Here is a 24480-nt window from a genome sequence, read left to right as displayed (position 1 = left end):
TATGAATATTCTTTTTCTAGGAGATATCTTTGGAAATAATGGTCGAAAGATCATCAAAAAACATTTAAAAAACCTAATTAAACAGCATCATGTTGATCTTGTGATCGCTAATGCAGAAAACTGCACACACGGTAAGGGTTTAAATCAAGAACATTATGATGAACTAATGAGCTATGGAATTGATTTCTTTACGATGGGAAATCATACCTGAGCTAAGAAAGAAGTTTTTGAGATCTTAAAAGATCAAAAAAATATCGTTCGTCCATTGAATCTACCTGAAAATTTTCAATACGCTGATCTTGGTGTTGGTACTAACGTTATTAAAGTTAAGAATAAAACGATTCGAATAACCAACTTACTAGGTGAAGGGGTAAAACTTAACTTTAAAGTAACTAACCCATTTTATTGTTTAGAAGATCTCGTTAAGATGAGCAATCAAGATCTACATATCGTTGATTTTCATGCTGAAACAACAAGTGAGAAAAATGCGTTAGCAATTTATTTTGATGGTCAAGTGTCAGCAATTTTGGGCACTCACACCCACGTACCATCAGCTGATCTAAGGGTTAGTCCTAAAGGGATGGTTTATGTCACTGATGTTGGAATGTGTGGTCCTGGTTTTGGTAGTATCATTGGTGCTAAAGCACAAAACGTGTTAACAAAATTTTTACACCCAACCGCACGTTTTAAATTAGAAGTCTCTAAACTAGGTGCGCAATTTAATGCTATTCTTATGGAATTTGATGATAAAACAAATAAAGCAGTTAATGCTAAAAGAATCCAGATCCTAGAAGATGATGAAATTAACTATTTAAAAGAAGATTTCTCAGTTCCTGCAGATTTCGAACGCAACTAATAATTATTTAAAAAAAATCTTATGACTTGATTAGTCATAAGATTTTTTCTTTTATCTTAGATTAACAACTTTTATAGTAAGTTTAATTTTTTAGCTTCTTCTGTTAGTTATGTTCTAAAGTCTGGGTGAGCTAAACTGATTAGTGCTTCTGCACTTTCAGAACTTGATAATCCTTTTAGGTTAACAGCACCATATTCAGTTACAACTAAGTGAACATCGTTTCTTGGTGTTGTTACTGGTCCACTTAATCTAGGAACGATCTTTGAGTATTTTTGATTAGATGTTCTTGATGTTAAAGCGATAATTGATTTACCATTTTTAGATAAATATGCCCCTCTAACAAAGTCTAGTTGCCCACCAGAAACTGAGTATTGATGACCTTTTAAGTGTTTAGCATTACATGCTCCAGTTAGATCGATTTCGATCGTTGAGTTAATACTTACGACATTATCGTTTTTAGCGATTACTGAAGGGTCGTTTACATAATCAACAGGATAACTTGAAAGGGTTGGGATACGGTCTAATAACTCATACATCTCTTTATCACCGATTGCAAACGTATAAACAGATTTACCTTTGTTAATATTTTCTTCTTATTTGTTATAGCACCCGCTTGGATTAGGTGGATCATTCTTTTGTTAAAACTTAAGTATGGATTCCTAAATCATTGTGGTTTTTTAGTTTTTCACAAACTAAGTTAGGTAAACCACCAACACCCATTTCGATCGTAGCACCATCTGGAACCATATTAGCGATCGTTTGAGCAATGTTGATCTCTTTTTCTTTAGGTTCAGTATCTGGCATCTCTAATAAAGGCACGTTATTTTCAACGATCGCTGCTACTTGTGAAACTTGGATTACGTTTTCAGACCCATATATGTATGGCGCGTTTTCATTTACTTCAACGATTAGGTTTTTAACATTCTTAACTAGTGCACTAGCATAGTCATTAGATAATCCTAACAAATTTATCCATTGGTGAAACCATCGTAATGAACGTATCTGGTTTAATAACTTCAGTAAATATCTTTGGCGCCTGAGAGAAGTGGCATGGGTGAAACATCACTCTTTTTTCACCTTTTTCTGAATCAATTTTGACATTGATCTTTCTTTCAATATCACTAATAAAGAATGAGTGAGGAACGATAATCTTATTTAAATCTCAGTCTAAAATACTATTTCTTGCATATTCTCTTGAAGAGAAGTAATATGCATCTAGTCTTGTGTACCACCTTTTCTAGCTTTATTAGCAAGTGCTTCAAAAAGACCTTTTGGTTGCATAAAATGCATTGGGAAAGCAAAACCAGTTTTGTCTTTGATTAATTCAATCGCTTTATCAGCGGTTGTTAACTTTTGCTTATATAGGGCTTGTACGTCATTCATATTTTTAACCAAAATCCTTAATAAAGAAAATCTTAATAATTAGTCTTGTCTTCAATCGTATTGTTATCACGTTTGTGAACTAATACAGTTCTTTTGAAGCTAATAACTTCTTTATTGTCTTGATTAATTCACGTGTTAGAACAGTAACGATCCCTTGGATTGGACGGCTTTTTGATTCACGCTTTGAAAGAATTGTTGATTCAGCATAGATCATATCACCTGCAAATACTGGGTTGGTTAATCTTACTTTGTCTCAACCTAGATTAGCCACAACCTTACCACTAATTGAGTTTACTGACATCTCTGTTACAAGAGCTAATGTAAATGTTGAATCAACTAATAGTTTCTTTCATTCAGTTTTATCAGCATAGTGCTGGTCAAAATGCACTTGTTGGGGATTTAATGTTAATAATGTGAATCAAACATTATCAACATCTAATACTGTTCTACCAGGGCGGTGTTCAAAAACATCACCCACATTAAAATCTCCATAATATAAACCTGTTGTTTCACGGTAGCGGTTTTCACCAACTTTTTATAACGTCTTATTTAGATGTATCACTCATAATTATGTCCTCGTCTTTTCTAATAATTTATCTTTTTTTAATCTCAGTTTTTTTTAATTAAATCATCGCGTTGATCTAGACAACTCTAATTAAAAATAACTAAGATTGTTCTAAAAGAATAAATTATCTTCTTAATTTATTACACAAGTTTATTTTGTTATAAGCAGATATTAATTGCTCTTAGATACTTCAAGTTAAATGATGATTTCAATAAGACAAAAAAAGCCGAAATGCAAAGTTTTTGCAATTTCGTCTTCTTCTTAAATCTGTTTTAGTTGGTTTAACTTATTTTTTATCTAGCTGTTTGTACTGAACCGATCTTAATGTATTGTTCATAGATCTCATTGATCGAGAACTGGTGTTCTCTAAACTCAATGATCTGGTTTTTTTCTAAGATCAGATCATGTAATAAACGATCGATCTTAGTTTGTTCACTAGAATAAAGATAAAATATTTGTTGATCTGGTTTAAAGATCCAATTAAAGCCTGCTTTGTTTAAGAGTTTGATTGCTGCTTTTTGATCTTTAACTTTTAATATGTATTTTTTATAATGGTTATTTGATTGGTTAATCTCATTAAGATCACCACTAAAAACAACCCTACCACCATCAAGGATCGTGATACTATCAGCATACTGATCTACTTCAGTTAATACGTGCGAAGAGATAAAGATCGAAGTTTGGGATTGTTTTTGTAATTGCTTAATAAAATCCATAAATTCGATCCGTGCTTTAGGATCTAGATTAGCGGTTGGTTCATCTAAGATTAATAGTTCAGGATCGTTTAATAATGATTGGATTAAGATGATTTTTTTCTTCTGGCCAGAAGAAAACTTATTGGGATTAGTTTTGGCTAACTTAATCATATTAAACTCTTCTAGTTTGCTTTTGACTTTAGTTTGAGCTGCTAACTTATTTAAACCAGACAATCGCCCCATTCACACTAAATATTCAAATGTGTTTAGGGTGTTAGCAAACCTTGAGACTTCTGGAACATAACCTAGTGCTTTTCTTGCTTGGGGATTATTACTATCAACCCCATTAATTAAGATCATCCCACTAGTCTTTTTAAAAGCACCAATAATTGTTTTAATTGTTGTTGTTTTCCCTGCACCATTAGCACCAATAAAAACATGGTATTGGTTTTTCTTCACCACAAAATTAAGGTTATTAATTACTGGAGGTTGGTTTCTTTTAAATTTTTTTGTTAAATTAATAACTTCTAAGATCTTATAGTTATGCATAGTCTTTTGAATAATATATTACAGATGATAAACCTAATAAAGCAATCGAGATCGTTGATAAAATCAGAACGATCATCCAGGGATTGACGATTGGTTGTTTTGAGATAATATAAGTATCACTTAACTGATCTTGTCTGATCGCACTTGGATACAAGTTAACAAAATAACCTTGTTTTTTACCCTTACCTTCGATCTGTTCAATAATCTGAGAAAGATTAACTACTTGAGTTAAGTATAAAGCTAAATACTCATTAAAGATCTGTTGATAAAAGATCAGTTTTAGATCATCTAAATTTAAATTAGGTAAATTTAGATTCCTTAAAGAATTTTGTAATAATAATCTTAAGAATAGGTTATTAGTAAAACTATTACCAATAATATTTTGGATCGTATCTGATCTTAAACGATTAAAGATAATATCGTTTTGTAAGATCGCGTTTGAATAAGTCATAAACCGTTTAAGTTTAGTTAAACTGTTCGTATCATTTAAAGCATAAAATAAGTTCACCCTTTTTTTGTAAACTTCGATCGCTTTTTCTTCATTAGTTTTAGCATCAGATTGTTCAAAACTCTTAGTAAATTGATACATTAAGTTTGGTGAACGTAATAAATCATTTAAGTTAACTAAATCTGGTGAGATCTTGATAAATAGATCATTAAGGTTAGTGTTATTTTGATCAATAATCTCAGTTAGGTATTGGTTAAATAAAGAAGATAATAATGAAGCGATTGAACGTTGTTGACTATTCTTAGTTGAGGTGAACACCTCATCAAAAAAGATCTGATAAGTATTAGCTAATAGATTATCATTATCCGGATTCTTTTCATATAGATCAAAATCAGCAGTAGTTACAGTATAACTATCTTGATCTGTGTTTAAGTAACTATAACTAGGAGGGTTACTAATTCGAATAAATGATGTTGATGATTTCTCAGGGGTTGGGGCTGATAAGAACACTTTAAACCGTTGTAATTGCAACAACCCTTTTTCATCAGGTCTAGGAAGAAAGAAATCAATATTATAAAAATTATCTGGATCAAAAACCCGTTCAAAAACAATCTTGGTATTAGCTGATAAGAAGTTGATATTACCACTATTTTCGTATGACAAACTGTTTAGGTTGTAGATCGAGTTTAATGCGTTACCTAAATTAAAATAAAACGATTGGTTATAAAATGTGCTAGCTTCAGCTTGTTCATATAGTTGCTTAATATTTTGCTTAGCATCAGATGGGGTTGGTTGGAAGGCAACAGTTTCACCAACTGGTTGGTGATTTCGATCTTGCTTATTGGTTAAGAGTGAACGCTCAACTAAAGTGTGTTGAGAATCACTTAACACTCTTGAAGGTGACTTGAAAAACAGTGCTGATAGTTGGGTTTGAAAGTTCATTAAAAAAGTAGCTAAGAACACAATCACGATTGTGCTATTCTTAGATAACCCAAATGAAATTAAGATCGAAATCGAACCAAAAAATAAGGAATTAATGAAATTACCAATAAAGATCCCTAACATTAAATCCTTCATGTTTTGTAATTGAAACTGTGGATTAATCTTAGCGATCGCTGCTGTGATAATTAATAAGAAACTAAAAACTAAACACGTTAGGATTAAAACCAAAAATTTCGCTGAAACATAGATCTTTCTTGAGACCGGTTTGGAGATAATAATAATCTCAGTTCCATCAGCCACCCCATCCTTAAATAAGAACATCGCAACCATAATCCCAAAGATCGAAACAACCGGAATTAAAAAGGTTGAAACGTGGATTACGGGGTTATTTCAATAGTTAGCTGGTGAAGTTTCTTGGTATAAAGGAAAGATCAACAAGATCACCAAAAGCATAATAAAATAAGCACTAAAAGTCGCTCAGACAAAAGGCTTTTTGACGATCTGTTTAATTAAAAAAGCAAAGTAAATTCAGAATTGTTTTGGTTGTTTCACGCGGTTGATAAAATAAAAAAAATTTCTTGCGAATTTGGATTAAAACGCAAGATAATTTTATTATTAACTATTTACAAAAGAGCTTTTTATAAATTTCTTTGTATTCCTTAACAGGAATAATCTCTAAATCTTTTAAGATCTCTTTTGGAACCTCATCAAGGTGGTTTTCATTTTTTTCTGGTAAGAAGATCGTACGAACTCCACCACGGTGAGCTGAGATCGTTTTTTCTTTTACCCCACCGATCGGTAAAACCTTACCTCTTAAAGTGATTTCACCAGTCATTGCTACTGATGGGCTTACCTTTTTATTGGTGAACGCTGAGATGATCGCTGTTGTTAGTGCTGTCCCTGCACTTGGACCATCTTTTGGAATCCCACCACTTGGTACGTGGATGTGTAGATCAACTTTTTGGAAGATCTCATAATCAATACCAAATTCTGCAGCATTGGCTTTTACATAACCTAAAGCAACGTTAACTGATTCTTTCATCGTTTCTTTTAAGTTACCTGTAATCACCACATTACCCTTACCACCTTGAGCAATACTTACTTCGATTGGTAAAAGATCACCTCCATATTGGGTGTAAGCCATCCCATTAACGATCCCAGGGATTGAGAATTCATCTTTTTGGGTGTAATCGAACACCTCTTTTTTCAAGTAGTGTTTTACTTCTGGGATATTGATTACTTGTTTTTTTAGTTTCTTATCTCTTAGACTGGCTACTAAGAACTTACGAACGATCTGTTTTAAGACCCGTTCAAGACTTCTAACCCCAGCTTCTTTAGTGAAGTGCTTAATGATGTACATAATCGCTTCATCACTAAAACTGATCTCACTATCAGAAAGTTCTGCTTCTTTAAGTGATCTTGGGATTAGATAATTCTTAGCGATTGATAACTTTTCATGCTCAGTGTATGAAGTTAGTTCAATAATCTCCATCCGGTCATAAAGTGCTTCTGGAATCCCTTCAACATAGTTAGCAGTCGCTACAAACATTGCACTTGATAGATCATAATCTTCTTCAATGTAGTTATCATTGAACTTGTTATTTAGTTCAGGATCTAACACTTCAAGTAATGCTGCAGTTGGATCACCATGGTTAACTGATTGACCCATCTTGTCGATCTCATCTAATAAGAATAATGGGTTAATCACCCCAGCTTTTTTCATTCCTTTGATGATTCTACCAGGCATTGAACCAACATAAGTTCTTCTATGACCACGGATCTCAGATTCGTCATGCACCCCACCAAGTGAGATCTTAACAAACTCTTTGTTAAGTGCTTCAGCGATCGATTTAGCTAAAGATGATTTCCCCACTCCAGGAGGACCTACTAAACACATAATTGGTCCTTTAGCATTTTTTGAACGCATCGCTAATGCTAAGTACTCGATGATCTTTTCTTTAACTTTAGATAACCCGTAGTGGTTATTATCTAAAGTTTTGGTTACTTTTTCAATCTCAAAATTATCTTCTTTAGTTTGTCATCAAGGTAAGTTGATTAATCAATCTAAATAAGTTTTAATGACATTGCCTTCTTGAGAAAGGGGAGCGGTTGCTTCATAACGATTAATTTCAGTTAAGATTCGATCCTTAATGTGTTGAGGGTAAGGATTAGCTTTAATCTTAGCTCGGATTGACTCAACATCATCTTCTTTATTGGTGATATCACCAAGCTCTTCTTTAATCGTTTTTAGTTTTTCACGAAGATAATATTCATTTTGTTGTTTGGTCAGCTGCTTTTTCATCTTCAGCTCGATCATTCGTTCAACTTGTTTAATATCTTCGTTACGTTCGTTAGCTTTGATATTAGATTGGATCTTTCTTCAGATCTTAAAGTAAAGATCAAAACGTTCTTTAATATCATCACGTTCCAAGATCGCTTGTTTATTATGTTCTGATAATAGTTCAGAACCAAAAGTGGCATTAGCATTAGCTGCTAGACTTAATGAGATCTTATCTAACTCTCTTGTTGTTAGATCAGTTTTTGCCATCTCTTTTAGATCAGCTTCATCAAATACACCTTCTTTTTGAATTGTGTCTCACAATTCATCAGGTTTAATTGATAAATAAGTTTTGCAGATCGAATAACTAATTGGGTCGATATAATCTTCTAGTGAAACGTTTTTTAGACTTGATGTACTAATCTTAATTCTTTCAATCCCACGGATTGAAACTTCATAAGTCAGTTCACCCGTTTCTTGATCAACCTCTTCATTAATTCTAGTTATCTCACATAAAGTTCCGTATTTGTAGATATCACTAACTGTTGGCTTGTCAATGTTATCGTTCTTTTGGACAACAACCAAAATCTTTTCAAACTCTTTTTTAGCTTGGCCTGACTTCATCTTTTTTGATTCTTCAATAAGTTGAGCTTTGATCTTTTTAATAAGTTTCATTGATCGCGCTCGACCAATGCTTAAAACGTATTGGTTGTAAGGAAATACAACCATCTTACGTGAGATTAATAAGGGTGCTTTTTGCACTGATTTTGATGTTGCCATGAGTTTATCTGTGTTATCTTCCTTTCAAGCAAAACTATCTAAATAATATTATACCATAATAATTAGCACTCTAAGAATTCAAGTGCTAATTAGGTTTAAGTGATTATCGAGCTAGATTTTTTTTGATGATTAAATCAACAACTTTCTTATTAGTTAACATTGATTCAATCAGTTCTTTTTGGGTTACAAAGTAATTTTTGATCGCATCATACTGCTCTTTTGGTAGTTCTTGATTATTAGAGATCTCTTTGATGCGTTCTTCGATCTCTTGATTGATCTCAGCTTCAGAAACACTGATCTTTTCAAGATCACCGATCTCTTCTAAAACTAAAACTAATTTAATTGCTCTAGTAGCTTGTTCTGTTAGTCTTTGATAAAGTTGTTCTTTAGTTTGGTTTTGGATCTTTAGTGCGTCTTCAACGCTCATTTTGATCTGTTGCATCTGATTTGCAAACTGTTGGTAAAGTAAGTTTACTTCGCGATCAAGTAAGCTTTTAGGGATATGTGAGAACTGACAATCTTCATTAGCAAATTGGGTTAGTAACATCGTGTTCATTTGGTTGGCATGTTCTTGTTGATTTCGATCCATGCGCTTTTTGATATCTTCTTTTGCTTCATCAAGATTCTTGTATTGAGTTTTCATCAACTCGTTCAGTTTTTCAACAGTCATCTCTGGCAACTGAACTTCTTTAATTGAATTTAATTTAACCTTGAATAATACTGGTTTACCAGCATAAGTTTTTTCGTGATAATCTTTGGGAAACGTTAAGTTTAAATCACGTTTTTCACCAACCTTCATTCCCACCATTTGATCTTCAAATCCAGGAATGAACGAATTAGAACCAATCTCTAATTCGTAGTTTTTCGCCTTACCACCTTCAAACGCTTTATTATCAATCTCACCAGAGAAATCTAAGAAGGCAATATCACCCTTTTCAAGAGTTGCACCTTCTTTTTTATCAACTAACTTACCTGCTGATTTAAAGATTCGCACAAGTTCAGTTTGCACATCTTCATCCTTAACAGGGGTTTCTGATAAAAATCCGTTAATCTTTAAATAGTCCCCAACTTTTACTTCAGGAATTGTTTCAAAACTATAGCTTAATGCTAACTTCTTATCATCAATCTCAACTACGCTAACTTCTGGGTTTTCTTCTAGGACTGTTTCAGAATCCTTAATCTTTTCTTGCTTAACTAATTCTAGGTAGATTGGTTGTACTAACTGATTAACCGCACGATCAAATAATCCGATCTGATCGATATGTTTAATCGCTTCTTGATAGGGAACATGTCCCTTTCTAAAACCTTGAATCTTAACGTTTTTAACAGCTGCGTTTAACTTTTTTTGGTAAGCTTCATTTCAATTCTTTTCATTAACATCAACGATGTATTTAACCTTATGGTCAGCGTTAGTTTTTTCTCGAATTTTAAACATGATTTTTTCTGGTTACAAACAATATTTACTTTTGATATTTTACAATAAGAAAATTTTATTGATCAATACAGTTTATGATTACATCATAAACAATCGAGTTGATCTTGGTATTTGGTTTTTTATTATCAAAACAATTTTTGACATACTGAATGATCCCACTAGCTAATTCTTTAACACTAACAAAATCAGGGTAAGAAGGATAATAATCTTGCATAATATTATTAACGATCTCAGTGGCTAATTGTTCTTTAGAAGGATCTTTATAAAAGCTTGATTCGATCTGATCTAAGACGTCGTTAAAATAAGCTTGGGTATTTTTAGCTCAGATATCATCTTTTTTTAAGGTGACTGTGAACGTTTGCTTAAGTTTGTTATTATAAACTTCAAAACTAAGATTAATAAAAGGCTCAATCTTTTGTAATAATTGTGCTGCTACTAACTTATCGCTGTTATCATACGTCTTAGTAATAAAGATATGTCGAAAAAACTCAAAATCATCAATATTTCAGAAATTTTCTTCTTTAGTTGCTAAATAATCAAAGTACCATAAGTTCTCAGGGAAGTTGATGATCGTTTTATTAATTAGTTCTTTCTTATCTAGTTTTTCTAACCAATCAAACTCATTTTCATACATCAAGCGTTTGGTTACTAAATGTGCTTGCTTGAAATAATCAATTAAAGCTAATGGTAAATAGTCCGTATCTAATTCTTCTTGGATACTAGTTAGTGCTTTCTTAAAATCTTTATTATCAAGATCAGTTTTAATCATCATTAGTAAAGATAGATAAAACTGGGTGTTTTGATCATTAGCTAGTTCACTATTACTAAGATCATTAATGATCTCATTTATCGTATGAAATGTCTTGTTCTTTGTCATCATTGTTTTTATGAGGTTTGATCATTTTTTCATTATCCCCACTAACCACAATATAATATTGTGGGTTAATTATTCCCAATTGATCAAAATAAGCTTTTAGTTGATCATTAATGGTTTTGGGAATAATAATCGTACTAAGATTTTGCTTGAGCTCTTTTTGGTTGTTGATGAAATAAATATGTTCGTGAACTTCATGTTTGATTGTATAATAACGTTTTAGATCACAAGAAGTGTTTAAGAACGAATCAACAAGATTGAGTTGGATAAAAGTTTGTAAGCAATTATAAACTGAAGAAACGTTAGGTTTATTCTTGGTTTTTTTATAGATATGTTGGATGATATCTTCGATCGAATGATAGTTGAAATCATCTAATAAACATTCTAAGATTAACCTTCTAGGTTTGGTGATTCGGTATTTGTTTTTATTTAAGATCTTTAGATAATAATCTAGTTGATTATGATTCTTCATTAACTAATCCTTCAACAAACTTTTTGTTCCGAATCATCTCAATCTCTTCTTTGTATAAAGGCACTTCACCCCGAATTGGATCATCAATTCAAGGGGTTTCTAGAATGATGATCTTATTACAGATCTCTTTATGATAGATGAAATTAAGTAGGTTCTCAAACCCGATCTTGCCATAACCAATATTAGCATGGCGATCTTTTCTTGCTCCCATCGGGTTTTTTGAATCATTTAAATGAATCACATATAAGTATTTAAGTCCGATGACTTGATCAAAGTGATCGATTAACTCTTGAGTTTTAGCTAAATCATACCCAGCATCATGAACGTGACAAGTGTCAAAACAAACACCGATTCTAGATTTGTCAGAGATCTGATCAATTACGTATCGTAATTCTTCAAATTTGGAACAGATTTGCTGACCTTTATCAGCCATTGTTTCAAGACAGATGATCGTGTCTTTAGTCATTGAGATCGCCCGGTTTAATTCAGTAGCTAAATGATCTAATGCTTGAGTTTTGTCTTTGACATTTAAGGCTGAACCTGGGTGTAAAACGAAGTATTTGGCACCTAATTCGTTAGTTCTTTTTAGTTCATCTAAAAAGAAGTTAAAACTGCGTTCTCGTTTAGTTGAATCACCATTAGCTAAATTAATTAAATAAGGAGCGTGAACAACATAATTATCACCTAGATCACCTAAGTTATGCTTAGCTAGATATGCTTTAGCTAAATCTAATTTAAATTGGGCAGTTGGTGTTCTTCTAAAACTTTGTGGTGGACCACTATAAAACATAAAACTGGTTGCTCCATAATCAACAACCGTTTTCACCATTCCCAGCATAAAATCAGGTTTGGTTGCCCCAACAAAACAACCTAAATACTTAATTTTGTTTGATTTCATAGAAAGATAAAAATAAAACCAATTGCGGTTTTATTGCTTGGTTTTATTTTAATTATTTATTTTTAAAAATTATTTTGATTGCTCAACAACGCTAACTTTGGTTTTATTACCTAAGAACTTAGTGTAACGAACAATTCCATCTGCTAATGCAAATAGGGTATCATCCTTACCTTGTCCCACGTTTTTACCAGGTCAGATCTTATTACCTCTTTGGCGGTAGATAATTTGACCGGTTTTAGCCTGTTGTCCATCAGCTAATTTAGCACCTAAAAACTTCGGGTTAGAATCACGGCCGTTTTTAGTTGAACCCACACCTTTTTTAGAAGCAAAAAATTGCAGGTCTAAGTGAAATCATATTTTTTTCATTTTATTTTCCTATAACGATTCGATTTGTTTCATCAATGATCTTGATGTGTTGATCATAGACTGAAGCGATCACTGATAATTGTGTTTTAATCAGATCTATTGCGATTAAATTTTTACTATCCACTTCTAATAACTCAAAAAAGATTGTGCTATTTTGTGAATCTTTAATCACCTTAACTGCTTCTGGTGAGAAGTAATTAATCCCCCCAAAAACGATTGCACTAACCCCTGCACACACAATATCTTGGTTGTATTCAGCAAAGAATGCATGACCTGAAACCCTTATTGCACTTGCATAAAAAGTTATTGTAATCATTGTTAACTAATTATCCGTGGTTGATCGCTACAACTTTAAGCTTGGTGTATGGTTGTCTGTGACCGTATTTTTTTAAGTGGTGTTTTTGTGAAATGTGTTTAATCACATTAATCTTCTTTTGCCTACCTTGTTTAAGTACTTCACAAGTAACAGAAGCGCCCTTAACAAAAGGTTTACCAAAAGTGTTGTTCACAAAATACACTTTGTCAAAAACGATTTTTTCACCTACTTGAGAATTTAGTTTTTCCACGTAGATTTCATCGTTTAACTTAACGCGGTACTGTTTTGAACCTGATGCAATAACTGCAAACATCTTATTGTATTTCCTCCAGATAGACTCGTTATCATGGTGATCAAGTTATCCTTGATTCTTAGTTACCATTACTAAACGGTTGAAACTAGATTATTGGTCTAATTTTGCTTATTTTTCTTAAATAAGTCTTATATATTATACCAAATAAACCGCTTACATTAAGCTAGATTCATCGACATTAACTTGATTAAGCTGATAATAATAACCTTTTTTATTAATTAGTTGATCATGACTACCGCTTTCAATGATCTTACCCTTTTGCATCACTAAGATTTTATCAACGTTAATAATCGTTGATAATCTATGAGCGATCAAGATCACAGTTTTCTTATCCATGAGATTAAAGATCGCATCTTGGATTAACTTTTTAGTTTTAGAATCTAGACTTGAAGTAGCTTCATCCATAATTAGGATATCAGCATCACTTAAAAACGCTCTTGCTAAAGCGATCTGTTGGATCTGACCAGCTGAAAAGTTAGTTTGATTCTCATCAATGATCGTTTCATATCCATCTTTAAGATTACTGATAAAATTGTGGATCTTAGCCTCGTTAGCAGCTTGGATTACTTGCTCTTTAGTTGCATTTGGTTTAACACAAGCGATATTGTTATAAATCGTATCACTAAACATGATACTGTCTTGTAACACTACACTAATTTTTTGGTTAAATTGGTATTCATCAAGCTTTTGGTAATTATGATCATTAAAATAGATCTCACCACTTGTTGGTTGGTAATATCTTGATAATAAGTTCATAATCGTTGATTTACCAGAACCGGTTTGTCCTACGATTGCTGTTGAAGTATTAACATCGATTTGAAAACTAACATTATCTAATGCTAAGTGTTTGTTATCATATGAAAAACTAACGTTGTCAAACTTAATGTATTTAAGTTGTTCAATTGGGGTGTGTTGGTAATTAAACTTTTCTTTTAAATTTAAGAATGACTGAATTCTTTTAATCGAAACAAAAGTAATTTGTATATCAGCTGAAACTTTAAATAGATACCACAATTCACCTAAAGCAAATCTTAGCATCAGATTAAAGGTCGTAATAAGAGCTAAATTAATCTGGTTTAAAAACTGGATTGGTGATCCCGAACTTAAGTTAAAGCTTTGGAACAATAAAGAAAAAATAAAAGCGCTAACGATTACGGTATCTTCAAATAAGAAGTTAATCGGATAGATCATACTAAACAGTTTAGTTGATCTGAGATTAACTTTGAGATAATCATCAGATAGTTGTTTAAATTCCTTATTAACAACATTTGTAATATCTAAAGACTTGATAAGTTCATATTGTTGAACGTGCTCTTCAATAAATGTGGCTAACTTTTCATATAAAGCTAAACTCTTTTCTTGAGCAGCATTAGCTTTCTTAATTACAATCAATTGCACTAAAAGCATAATTAACATTAATCCGATTGTGATTAATGTCAGGTATGGTGAAACAACAAAAAGCGCAACAAAGACAAATATCGTAACGATCGGCGTAGAAAACAATTCACCTAAAAATGTTGACAGGTTAGCTGAGATTAAATCAACATCAACAGCGATCTTGTTAATAACCTCACCATTCATCATTTTTTCTAATGTTAATAGATCAATTTTATGAATCTTCTTAAAAACAATATCTCTTATTTTTACCGTAGTTTTGTAAGCTAATTTGATTGTGATTACTGTACTTGAGATATAACAAAGAAACAATAAAAAATAAACAGCAGCTAGGATTGCTGAGAACTGTAATAACCTAATTCAGTTCTCTTGGGCAACAACAGGGTCTAGGGTTGTAATATTAACAAATATGTTCTGAATCACATACCCAAAAATCAGTGAACTGCCAATCCGAAAGATTGATTTAAAGCTAGTTAAAATCATCGTTAAAGCCAGCACTTTTTTATCATTTTTTAATAGAAGAAACAGTTGCTTTAATCTGGCCATAGGCTTAAACTTCATCTCCTATTCGTTTTTGCGAATCGTAGATCTGTTTGTATACTTCACAAGAAGTTAATAAGTTTTTGTGAGTATCATAACCAACAACATTGCCTTGATCTAAAACGATGATTTTATCAAGATCTTTGATGGTTCTGGTCTGTTGACTTACAAAGATCTTAGTTCGATTTTGATAGTTAGCTAAGATCTTATCTAAAACCTTTTTAGCAGTAATATTATCAAGCGCACTTAATGAATCATCAAAGATCATGATTTTACTATCTCTAATCAGTGTTCTTGCGATACAGATTCTTGCTTTCTGACCACCTGATAGGTTGTTACCAAACTCGATTAAATTGTGCTCTAATTTATCATCTAAATTATTAATAAATTCATTAGCACAAGAATGATCTAATACTTGGTTAATCCGATCTTGATTTGCATCAGGATTAGCTTTTAAAATATTTGATTTAATCGTTCCAGAAAATAATTGTTTCTTTTGAAAATCAATTGCTACCGATTGTCGAATATGTCTAGTTTGATACTTATTAATATCGACATTATCAATCATGATCATATTATCAGGAGCATTATTTATCTTAGCGATTAATTTACATAAAGTCGATTTACCTGAATCAATTGATCCGATTATGCCAATATTATCTTTAGGTTTAATCGTTAAGTTGATCTTATTTAGAACATTAAAATTATTTTGTTCATATTTAAAATCAAGACCGTTTATTGAGATTTTACCGACAATTTCATCAAAAATTGCTGTATTAAGTTCTACTTCTTATTTTAAGTCTAAGATCTCCTTAATTCTTTGCTTAGCTGATCTGGTTTTAAGGATATTTAAAACATAATCACAGATCCCAATAACAACATAACTAGTGTAAGTTAAATAGTTTAAAAACGCGATTACTACACCTGGTGTTAATGAAGAATTAGTCTTATTTAAATACCCAGCTGTAACTAGAGTTAAAGTAATAAAGATATTAATTGCTAAGAAAATTAATTGTCACATCATAGCAAGGATTAGATCAGCTCTTAATACTGATTTTAATCATTGTTTATGATGGTTGTCATATCTTAAACTTTGAAAATCTTCTAAATTAAAAGTTCTAACTACTTTTACTCCAATAATATTTTCTCGTATCACTTGATTTAAATTATCAAGTGATTGATAAGTTTTCTTGTAGTGATCTTTTGTTTTCTTAGATCCGTGGATAATTAAGAAGATTACTAACGGAATAAAGAATAAATAGATTAATGATAAGTAACCACTTAAAGCGATTGAAAACCCAATATAAACAAAGATTTCAAAAATGTTTTCAATCATGTAAACCAAGACGTTAATAGCTGCTTTTTCTAATTTAAAATAATCAACATTTAACCTATTGATTAGCGTCGATCTTTGGTATTGATAAAATTGTTCTAAACTAATCGAATTGATCTTGTAATATAATTGATTTTTTAATAAATTTGCCGCTAATAACGTTTGTTTTAATAAAATAATTCGACCAATTACTTTAATAAAAAAACTAATAATAATTAAACCTAAACTAAGAGCTGTAAAATTAATCGTAGCTCTTAGTTTATCATTAGGATCATGGACTAGTCAGTCTGGTTGTTTAATTCCACTAATTAAATCAACAAAGTTTTGAATGATTAGTACAACAAACCCAGCAACAACTACATAAACAATTGAAGCAATGATTCCAATGAAAATCATAATCCATTGCTTTGTTCTTAAATTATTGATGATATAACTCGTGCAGTGTCTTAATTAGTTAGCAAATTCTGATCAACGTTGCGTTTGATTTTATCTTAAAGTCAAGCTTATTTGTAAGATGAGAAATAACGATAAAATAGTTTATTGTCATTATAAATGACAAGGATTTATTTTCTTCTAAAAATCAATTAGCAATAAGATTATAAAATTATCTAGTGAAATTGGCTCAAAGCTTGATGATAGCTGTTCTGTGCACTTCTTATCCATATAGGTTATTAGATAAACCTTATTAAAGAATAAATAATAACCTATATGGACTTAATAAAATAATTTATTAAATTAAAATTTAGATGTCTAAATAGACATAAACAATATTTATTATTCATGGGGATGTCAAGGCTTCGACATGATTGATAAACTTATTAGTTCAGTAGGGTCTGCCCTTTATAGCTCAAGGTAATAATAACCGACAAAACTTCTAAAGAACTAGCTGACGAAAACTTTGTTTTAAATCAGTTAGCATCAAACAACTACGCTTTAAACTTCTAAATAAATAATAAATAGCGTACTAGGTTTTTTAAAAACCTAGATTTATAGGATAAAACTAGATTTTGTAACTCGTTTTTAGTTTTACTATTAATACTGATTAATTAGTTTTTTGACCCAACGATTACTACGAACCAAGATGTTGATACTTATCACTTGGTTTGAGCTTCATAAGTATCTAAACTGTAAATAAAACTAATTTGCTGAGTCGATTGTGGAAACGGGTTCGATTCCCGTCATCTCCACCATTAATATAAGTTTCTTAAACCTCCTTTAATCTTAATTAAAGGAGGTTTTTTATTATTTAATAACATATCAGTGCTTACTAGATTTATAGATTGGCAAAATTTCTTAAAAAGTTGTTAACAAAATTTGATTCAGCTGCTATCGTATTTACACTTACTTCAATTAGTCTATTGTGAAAAAATATTCGTACTGGTGAAAGAATTATCTTCTCTCCAACAAAATTAAGATTAATTGCAAGAATCTACAAATCAGAACAATTTGATCTTGCTAAAGATATCAACATCACCAAGAAAATTAAAACAATTGATTATGAAAAAGTAACTGATGAGCACAATTACTTATGAGAGATTATTACACTAAAAGATGGTTCAAAAGAATACTTCCCAATCCGTGATAATGATAAGAGGATCGTAAGCTTTAGATATAAAAAATATCAAAAAGAGAACGGACTTAAAGAAAAATACCTAGAAAAGTATTATGATAAACCAGGATTTAATCCATCGGTAAAAGAACAAAAATATCAAGAAAAAATTAAAGCCTGAAGTTTACAAATCGATCATCTTTTAACACAATACAATGCTAGAATTGATGAGATTAACCAATGAAAGAATGATCTACTTTCAAAGATAAATCCACAAGATACATTTAGTATTGAAAACGTTAATTTAGATTACAATCTAAAAATTGCTGATGCTGATTACAAATTCATGCATCAGATTGATCTCTTGAAATTTAAGATTAAAAGAACTAAACACAGTGATGCAAAACGGGTTAAAGTACCGATTGAAGAAAACGAAATTAAAGCAGTTGACTATCTACAAAAACAAATGGAATTCTACAAACGAACAATTAAGTTTGTAGATTCTATCAAACAAAAAGATCTAGATAAAAGTATGGTTGAACAGTTAAAAACACAGTTAGCAACTCAAATTAGTGCGATTAGATCAACAGATCCAACCGACCGAAAGATTCGAGAAGATAATCTAACAGCAGAAACTGATGAAAAGATCATTCGATTAACTAAAGTTGAAGTTGATGGCAAATGAATCAATAAACCTTATTATAAAGATCAAATTGATTTCGTGCCAATCACTTCAACTAAAGAAACACTTGAATCAATTAATCTAAAAGATGATTTATCTTCTACCAGCACAAACAATGAACTAAGAACTTATGTAGCTAAAGCTAAAAAAGTAATGTTTGCTTGTGAAGCTGGTATGGGTTCATCTGCGATGGGTGCTGGGATGATTAAAAAGATGATTAACAATCTTGGTGTTAAAGGTGTAGAAGTAGCTAACTGGGCAATTAAAGATCTCCCTAATGATATTGATATCATCGTAACCCAAAAAACCTTTGTTGATTATGTATCAAAAAAATACAAAAACAACTACGTTTATGGGGTAAATCAATATCTTAAAAAAGATGAATATAAAGAACTGATTGATACGTTTAAACAAGAACGATTATCTTAAATAAATTAAAGAAAAAACACCAAGATCATCTTGGTGTTTTTTTCTTGTTGTTATTAAGCTTACTTCTTATTTAATTATGCAAATTTACCGTTATTTTTAAATAAAAATTAATCAAATAATCCGTTGATTCTAAATCAAGATCTGTTTAGTTTTCATCAGATCAATCAATTCATCAAAGATTTGATTGATCTCTTTAGTTGTATAAGTCTTATCACCTTGTTTTAGATAACATCTAACCGTATATTTGGTTGGTTGATAAGTCTTGTTCGTATCAATCTGATTAGTTGCATCAAAGATCGAGATAATCTCTCATTTTGATAACTTATTAAAACTATTAATGACATTAATAAAGCTATTAAAATCAACTTCATTTTTTAGTTGGAAAGTAATATCTCTAGTAACTTCTTGGTAGTGATCATAAGCTTCATATGTTCTGACATAACGATTAATTGAAGTAATTAATCGTTCCAGATTAATATCTAAACAATAGATATCTTGATCAGCTAAATCAAATTCTTTTAGGATTGATTTTTTAATCTTACCAATATAACCGATCGTTTCATCATAAACTACTAGTTTTAATGAATCGTTTTTAACTAGATAAGTATCATCATTAATCGTTTGGTAATTACAATTAAACCCAAAGTTTTGCACGATGATATCACTAATCCCTTTGATCGTGATTAGATCCAGTTTGATCCCTGATGATGGATCATAACTATGATTAAATAAGTTATTAGCCATCACTAAACCAATATGGTGGTTAGCACCATTTTTGGTTAATAAACTTTGGATCTCAAAGATTGGGTATAACTTATTCTTATATGATCGGTTTAGTTGATAAACTTCTAATAAGTTCGTTAAGATATTTTGACGATAGTACTGTCTAGTTTCAGAGATTGGTTTAGACACAACAACTGGATCTTGATACTTAAACAGATTTAGTAGTTCAGCCCGTTTTTTAGAAGTTAAGTTATAAGTTCTTATATGATTAAACTTTAATGATCTTAACTTCTTAGATAGCCGATCTAACAGTTCGTTTGTTTCATTATTTACTTCAAGTAAATAATCAGCCTTAATCGGAATTGGTTGGAACAGATTAATATTTAAGATCTTTAATAGTTCTTCTACTAGATCTTGTCAGTTATAAATATCGTTTCGATAACTTGGTACGTATACAAGATCATCTTCAACTAAAAACCCTAGGTCTGTTAATGATTTTTGGATCATAGCATCTGGTAAGTAGTTCATACTTCCAAGTAAGCTGCGAATCTTATCATAATTAACTTTTACTTGTTGATGATACTCATCAACACTAAATGTTTTTGACAGTTCAGATAACTGTTGATTATAAACCTTTGTCAATAAGTATTGGTATAAGTATTCAAAGGTCTTTTTGGTTTGGTATAAAGAGATTTCTTTACTAAATAGATTAGCACTGTATGTGTTAATCTTATGAAATGCTGCTGATTTAATGATCTGGTGACGATCAAAGTTACCTACTTCAATAAAGTAGTTAATACTATTCTCATCAACAGCGGTTGCCATTGAACCAATGATACCAGCAAGCGCAATGATCTTTTCATCATCAACAACTAAAAGATCATTCTCTTGAACTGTATATCACTTATTATCTAAAGCTAAAAACTGCTCTTTTTTAGTGGCTTGCACTAATCTTACATCACCCACGATCTTATCAGCGTCGTGAATGTGGATTGGGTTAGCCACAAATAACGGAATTAAATTAGAAAGATCAACTAGATCATTAATAGGTTTAATGTGGTTGTTAATCAAGATCCCCTTGGTGTTTCAGCTTGATTGTTGTAATTGATAGTTCCTTAAATGGATCCCACCAAAGTATTTGGCTTTATTATCTGTTTCATCTAAAACCTTAAAATTAATCTGATGAAAATCAGTTTGTTTAGCTCTACCAATTAGTTCAACGTATTTTAAGTTTAGATAAGCAGCTAATTCTTTAGCTAAAAATCTAATCCCATGTCAATCAGGACGACTAGAAGGGATCGAGATATCAAAGATCGTATCATCGATATTTAGATACTTATAAACTTCAGTATCACCTAAATTAGCCTTATCAAGGATAATGATATTCTTACTATCATATTCAGATAGATACTCACTTGATTGTGGGTTTAGATCAGCATAAGAACATAAAAGCCCACTACTATTCATTCCCCGGATATCACGGTTAATTACCGTGATTCCGTTGGGTAGTTCTGCACCTTCCATCGCCACAATCACATACTTATTAAGTACCTTAGTTTGGTCAAAAAGGTTGGGCGAATCTGAGATGATGTTAATAAACTTATTATCACTAATCTGGATCGAACAGATATTTAGTTTTTCAGCATGGGGGTGTTTTTTAATCGTAAAGATCTTTCCGATTATTAAGTAATCGATCATACTAAAGGTCTTAATTGATTCGACCTCAGCACCGATCGCATTGAGTGCTTCAACGATCTTTTTATCTTCGATCTTAGTGATCGTGGGAATGAAATTGGCAATTACCTTTTTTGATAACAACATAATTATTTACTACTCATAAAATTGCTTGATAAACCGAAAGTCATTAAAATAAAAATCCCTAATGTCAGTGATATTATTTTTTAGCATCGCGATTCTTTCAATCCCAATTCCAGCAGCAATCCCCACCATCTTTTCAGGATCAATATGTGCAGCTTCTAACACTTTAGGGTGTAAGATTCCTGAACCCATGATCTCGATCCATCTGGTTTTTTTACATAAAAAACAACCGCTTTGACAGTTTCAACATTCAACATCGACTTCAAAACTTGGTTCAGTAAACGGAAAGTGTGAAAGTCTAAACCGAGTTTTAAGATCATTACCAAACATATGTTCGATGAATTTGGTAACAAACCACTTAAGGTTTGATAAAGATAGATCCTTATTAACCCACATAAAGTCCATTTGCATAAACTGGTGTGAGTGAGTTGCATCATCGGTGTCATTACGATAAACATTACCAAAGCTAATCACACGAATATCTTTATGTTTATTCATAGCAGCAATCGCTTCGATCGTTCCTGCTGTACAGTGTGTTCGTAATAATTGCTTATCACTTACATAAAACGTGTCTGTTTTAGATCTACCAGGATGATCTAAAGGGATATTTAGATCATCAAAACAATGTTTGGTTGTCACTAATTCTGGGTAATTGACGATCGTAAAGTTAAACTTCTTAAAAAAATCAACGATCTGATTTACCACTAAATTTAAGGGATGAATTGAACCATCAACTAGATCTAAAGCTGGAATCATTAGATCATAAGCTGGTTTTTGATTCTGATCTAAGTTGATTACTAACTGTTGGTTTTTTTCTTCAAATAACTCTTGAATCGCTTCTTGTAAGAAGTTTAATTCTTTTCCAAATGCTTTTTTAACTGCTAATTCTTCTAACTCACGTAGTTGTTGAAATAGTGGGGTGACGTGTTTTTTAACAAAGATGTTTTTAGTTACAATCAGTTCTTTTTGATTATCAACTGAACTGATTGTCTGTTTAAAATTATCGATAATTTTTTTGATTTGATCCATATAATAATAAGGCGTATAAGATAAAAAAGATATTTAAAGTGGTTAGCTTCAAATATCTTCATCAATGCGTTTTAAGATGTTGGCACTTTGTCTAATGTATTCTTTGAATAGATCATTAAAGTTAAGACGCATTAAACTAATTAAAGTTAATAGTTCATCGATGAACTTCTGACATGATCATCAATCTTCCATTGATAAACAAAGTTCATATAGTTCTAAAAAACGCTTTGAAGCGATTAAACTTGAGGGTTTTTGTTTTTGTTGTTTCACATCAAAAACAAAATTAAGTTCGGTTTTTTTATCTTGATCGATCTCAGTTTTAAACTGGATTAAAAAACTTAATGATAGGTGTAAAACGTTAGCACAAGCTTCTAAGATTGCATGATCATCTTCTTTGGGTCCGTTTTTTCAAAACTTGTATGCCTCGATCTGCTTTGCTAAGTTACCAATCTCCACAGCAAGTCATAACCTTCTTTGCTTCTGGTTTTTCTTATAAGAGCTTTTAGTCTTTTTAAAGATGATAGTATCAAGCTCTGCTTGTTTTTCGATTAACTTCTCAAGGTCTAAAAGCATATGATCTATTTACCTGTAACTTCTTTCACTAACTTTTTGAAAGCTTCATGATCGTGGATCGCAATTTCAGATAACATCTTACGGTTAATCGTAATTTGTTGTTTCTTTAAAAGGTTAATGAACACTGAATATGTTACCCCTAACTCACGTAGGGCACCATTTAGACGCTGGATTCAAAGCGCTCTGAATTCACGTTTTTTATTCTTACGGTCTCTGAATGCGTATTTTGCAGATTTAATAACGGTTTGCTTAGCAACCTTATATGATGCATGACGAGTACCAAATGTTCCTTCGGCTTGGTTTAATCATTTCTTTCTGCGTCTTCTAGTAGTTGGTCCGCCTTTAACTCTCATCTTGGTTTTCTCCTAAAAATTATCTTTATTTAGCAATTAATTGCTTAATTCTTTTGAAATCAGTTTTGTGCACTAAGCCATCTTTTCTTAGGTGGCGTTTTTGCTTGGTTGTTTTATTTGGTGCTAAGTGTGAAGTGTAAGCTTGCTTACGCTTAATCTTCCCGCTTTTAGTTGTTTTAAAACGTTTAGCTGCAGCACTTTTTGTCTTCATTTTTGGCATAGTAATTTCTTAACTTTCTTGACCAGTTGGTTGATTTAATTCAGCTTTCTTCTTATTCTTAGTCGGAATAAAAACCGCCTCATACATATTGCGTGAAACCTTTGTATATGGTTTTTGCACATCAGCATAATTTTGAATGAACTGATAGAACTTATCATAAACTTCTTTGATTAACTCTTCACGAGTGATCATTCTTGAAAACGCTCTGATCGTAAACTTAACATGGAATCCATCGTTTAATCATTCAATCGATTTTTTTGCTCTTCACTCGATATCATGATCACCCACTCCGGCTTTAAAGTTAATCTCTTTAACTTTAACCACGGTTTGTTTTTTCTTACTATCACGTTTCTTGCGCTTTTGTTCATAGACATGTTTACCATAATCCATTAACTTAGCAATTACCGTGCTGGGATTATTTGAGATCACAACAACGTCCAAACCCTTACTATCACCCATCGCTAATGCGGCTTCTTTAGTGACAACTCCTAGATTAGTTCCATTTTCATCAATTAAAGTGAAACTATCAAATTTAATGTTCTTATTAATTGGAGGTAAATTAGGTTTTGGTCTTCTGTTCCTTTGATTGTTGTCTTGATTCATATAATCCTTTTTAAATAAAAAATGTCACACAAACAAAAGCAGTGTGACATTTATATTATTAAT

25 protein-coding genes, 1 other RNA gene and 1 other annotated feature are annotated in these 24480 nt (G+C 31.5%); of the genes, 3 read left to right on the top strand and 23 right to left on the bottom strand.

From position 1 onward, the window contains the following. Window position 1 precedes the first annotated feature (1 nt). Entirely contained in the window at window positions 2-856 is an 855-nt protein-coding gene (locus D2833_RS02145) for a TIGR00282 family metallophosphoesterase (RefSeq protein ID WP_011113624.1), read from the top strand. A gap of 107 nt (window positions 857-963) precedes the next feature. Here D2833_RS02145 and D2833_RS04255 read toward each other — a convergent pair whose 3' ends face one another. The 17 genes from D2833_RS04255 to D2833_RS04235 form a co-directional block, all read right to left on the bottom strand. After that, the gene (locus D2833_RS04255; RefSeq protein ID WP_027333171.1) at window positions 964-1392 is read right to left on the bottom strand and encodes an acetyl-CoA hydrolase/transferase C-terminal domain-containing protein; all 429 of its coding nucleotides are present in this window, start codon (window positions 1390-1392) and stop codon (window positions 964-966) included. A gap of 109 nt (window positions 1393-1501) precedes the next feature. Next, window positions 1502-1822 (bottom strand): hypothetical protein, encoded by a 321-nt coding sequence (locus D2833_RS04250; protein ID WP_027333170.1) that lies wholly within the window; start codon window positions 1820-1822, stop codon window positions 1502-1504. Window positions 1823-2071: 249 nt separating this feature from the next. Continuing rightward, the gene (locus D2833_RS04080; protein WP_155242172.1) at window positions 2072-2239 is read right to left on the bottom strand and encodes a hypothetical protein; all 168 of its coding nucleotides are present in this window, start codon (window positions 2237-2239) and stop codon (window positions 2072-2074) included. A 79-nt stretch (window positions 2240-2318) separates the two neighbouring features. Next, window positions 2319-2717, bottom strand: a complete 399-nt coding sequence (locus D2833_RS04245) for a MaoC/PaaZ C-terminal domain-containing protein (protein WP_011113623.1) — start codon at window positions 2715-2717, stop codon at window positions 2319-2321. A gap of 380 nt (window positions 2718-3097) precedes the next feature. Next, the gene (locus D2833_RS02130; RefSeq protein WP_011113622.1) at window positions 3098-4048 is read right to left on the bottom strand and encodes an ABC transporter ATP-binding protein; all 951 of its coding nucleotides are present in this window, start codon (window positions 4046-4048) and stop codon (window positions 3098-3100) included. Then, window positions 4041-5990 carry an ABC transporter permease gene (locus D2833_RS02125; RefSeq protein ID WP_027333169.1) on the bottom strand — a complete coding sequence of 650 codons (1950 nt, stop codon included), beginning with the start codon at window positions 5988-5990 and terminating at the stop codon, window positions 4041-4043. The genes D2833_RS02130 and D2833_RS02125 overlap by 8 nt, the downstream gene beginning before the upstream one ends. Before the next feature lie 67 nt (window positions 5991-6057). Then, on the bottom strand, window positions 6058-8496 hold the full coding sequence (lon, locus tag D2833_RS02120) for an endopeptidase La (protein ID WP_011113620.1): 2439 nt from the start codon (window positions 8494-8496) through the stop codon (window positions 6058-6060). A gap of 103 nt (window positions 8497-8599) precedes the next feature. After that, the gene (gene tig / locus D2833_RS02115) at window positions 8600-9931 is read right to left on the bottom strand and encodes a trigger factor (RefSeq protein ID WP_011113619.1); all 1332 of its coding nucleotides are present in this window, start codon (window positions 9929-9931) and stop codon (window positions 8600-8602) included. 55 nt (window positions 9932-9986) lie between these two features. Continuing rightward, a complete protein-coding gene (locus D2833_RS02110) occupies window positions 9987-10859 on the bottom strand; it encodes a DUF3196 family protein (RefSeq protein WP_011113618.1) in 873 nt (290 codons plus the stop codon). Then, window positions 10765-11277 (bottom strand): transcriptional repressor, encoded by a 513-nt coding sequence (locus tag D2833_RS02105; RefSeq protein ID WP_011113617.1) that lies wholly within the window; start codon window positions 11275-11277, stop codon window positions 10765-10767. The genes D2833_RS02110 and D2833_RS02105 overlap by 95 nt, the downstream gene beginning before the upstream one ends. Continuing rightward, window positions 11264-12175: a deoxyribonuclease IV gene (locus D2833_RS02100; protein ID WP_011113616.1), complete on the bottom strand. Its 912-nt coding sequence runs from the start codon at window positions 12173-12175 to the stop codon at window positions 11264-11266. Before D2833_RS02100 ends, D2833_RS02105 begins: the two co-directional genes overlap by 14 nt. Before the next feature lie 69 nt (window positions 12176-12244). Continuing rightward, window positions 12245-12541, bottom strand: a complete 297-nt coding sequence (rpmA, locus tag D2833_RS02095) for a 50S ribosomal protein L27 (protein WP_011113615.1) — start codon at window positions 12539-12541, stop codon at window positions 12245-12247. 1 nt (window position 12542) lies between these two features. Then, the gene (locus D2833_RS02090; protein ID WP_011113614.1) at window positions 12543-12857 is read right to left on the bottom strand and encodes a ribosomal-processing cysteine protease Prp; all 315 of its coding nucleotides are present in this window, start codon (window positions 12855-12857) and stop codon (window positions 12543-12545) included. A 10-nt stretch (window positions 12858-12867) separates the two neighbouring features. Continuing rightward, window positions 12868-13170 (bottom strand): 50S ribosomal protein L21, encoded by a 303-nt coding sequence (rplU, locus tag D2833_RS02085; protein ID WP_011113613.1) that lies wholly within the window; start codon window positions 13168-13170, stop codon window positions 12868-12870. An 11-nt stretch (window positions 13171-13181) separates the two neighbouring features. Continuing rightward, window positions 13182-13261, bottom strand: a sequence feature (ribosomal protein L21 leader region). A 62-nt stretch (window positions 13262-13323) separates the two neighbouring features. After that, window positions 13324-15111 (bottom strand): ABC transporter ATP-binding protein, encoded by a 1788-nt coding sequence (locus D2833_RS02080; RefSeq protein ID WP_231992388.1) that lies wholly within the window; start codon window positions 15109-15111, stop codon window positions 13324-13326. A gap of 4 nt (window positions 15112-15115) precedes the next feature. Then, on the bottom strand, window positions 15116-15790 hold the full coding sequence (locus D2833_RS04240; protein ID WP_261974438.1) for an ATP-binding cassette domain-containing protein: 675 nt from the start codon (window positions 15788-15790) through the stop codon (window positions 15116-15118). A gap of 105 nt (window positions 15791-15895) precedes the next feature. Beyond that, the gene (locus D2833_RS04235) at window positions 15896-16834 is read right to left on the bottom strand and encodes an ABC transporter transmembrane domain-containing protein (protein ID WP_011113610.1); all 939 of its coding nucleotides are present in this window, start codon (window positions 16832-16834) and stop codon (window positions 15896-15898) included. 386 nt (window positions 16835-17220) lie between these two features. Between D2833_RS04235 and ssrA the strand changes: the two genes are divergently transcribed. Next, window positions 17221-17628, top strand: a transfer-messenger RNA (tmRNA) gene (gene ssrA / locus D2833_RS02070). A 90-nt stretch (window positions 17629-17718) separates the two neighbouring features. Continuing rightward, entirely contained in the window at window positions 17719-19098 is a 1380-nt protein-coding gene (locus D2833_RS04230; RefSeq protein WP_231992517.1) for a hypothetical protein, read from the top strand. A gap of 129 nt (window positions 19099-19227) precedes the next feature. Here the strand turns inward: D2833_RS04230 and pheT are convergent, their stop codons facing one another. Genes pheT through infC form a run of 6 tightly spaced genes read right to left on the bottom strand, consistent with a single transcriptional unit; the run spans window position 19228 to window position 24417 of the window. Beyond that, a complete protein-coding gene (gene pheT / locus D2833_RS02055) occupies window positions 19228-21642 on the bottom strand; it encodes a phenylalanine--tRNA ligase subunit beta (RefSeq protein ID WP_011113608.1) in 2415 nt (804 codons plus the stop codon). Between the two features lie 9 nt (window positions 21643-21651). Beyond that, complete coding sequence (gene pheS, locus D2833_RS02050; RefSeq protein ID WP_011113607.1) at window positions 21652-22668, bottom strand: phenylalanine--tRNA ligase subunit alpha; 1017 nt, start codon at window positions 22666-22668, stop codon at window positions 21652-21654. Window positions 22669-22710: 42 nt separating this feature from the next. Then, window positions 22711-23241 (bottom strand): dUTPase, encoded by a 531-nt coding sequence (locus tag D2833_RS02045; RefSeq protein WP_011113606.1) that lies wholly within the window; start codon window positions 23239-23241, stop codon window positions 22711-22713. A gap of 5 nt (window positions 23242-23246) precedes the next feature. Continuing rightward, window positions 23247-23594 carry a 50S ribosomal protein L20 gene (rplT, locus tag D2833_RS02040; RefSeq protein WP_011113605.1) on the bottom strand — a complete coding sequence of 116 codons (348 nt, stop codon included), beginning with the start codon at window positions 23592-23594 and terminating at the stop codon, window positions 23247-23249. A gap of 25 nt (window positions 23595-23619) precedes the next feature. Continuing rightward, the gene (rpmI, locus tag D2833_RS02035) at window positions 23620-23814 is read right to left on the bottom strand and encodes a 50S ribosomal protein L35 (RefSeq protein ID WP_011113604.1); all 195 of its coding nucleotides are present in this window, start codon (window positions 23812-23814) and stop codon (window positions 23620-23622) included. 9 nt (window positions 23815-23823) lie between these two features. After that, on the bottom strand, window positions 23824-24417 hold the full coding sequence (gene infC / locus D2833_RS02030) for a translation initiation factor IF-3 (RefSeq protein WP_231992516.1): 594 nt from the start codon (window positions 24415-24417) through the stop codon (window positions 23824-23826). Window positions 24418-24480: the final 63 nt, after the last annotated feature.

The sequence above is a fragment of the Mycoplasmoides gallisepticum genome, assembly GCF_900476085.1.
Classification (GTDB): Bacteria; Bacillota_I; Bacilli_A; order Mycoplasmatales; family Mycoplasmoidaceae; genus Mycoplasmoides; species Mycoplasmoides gallisepticum.
The sequence above is the reverse complement of the archived record's forward strand: the minus strand, read 5'-3'. Positions and strand labels throughout refer to the sequence as shown.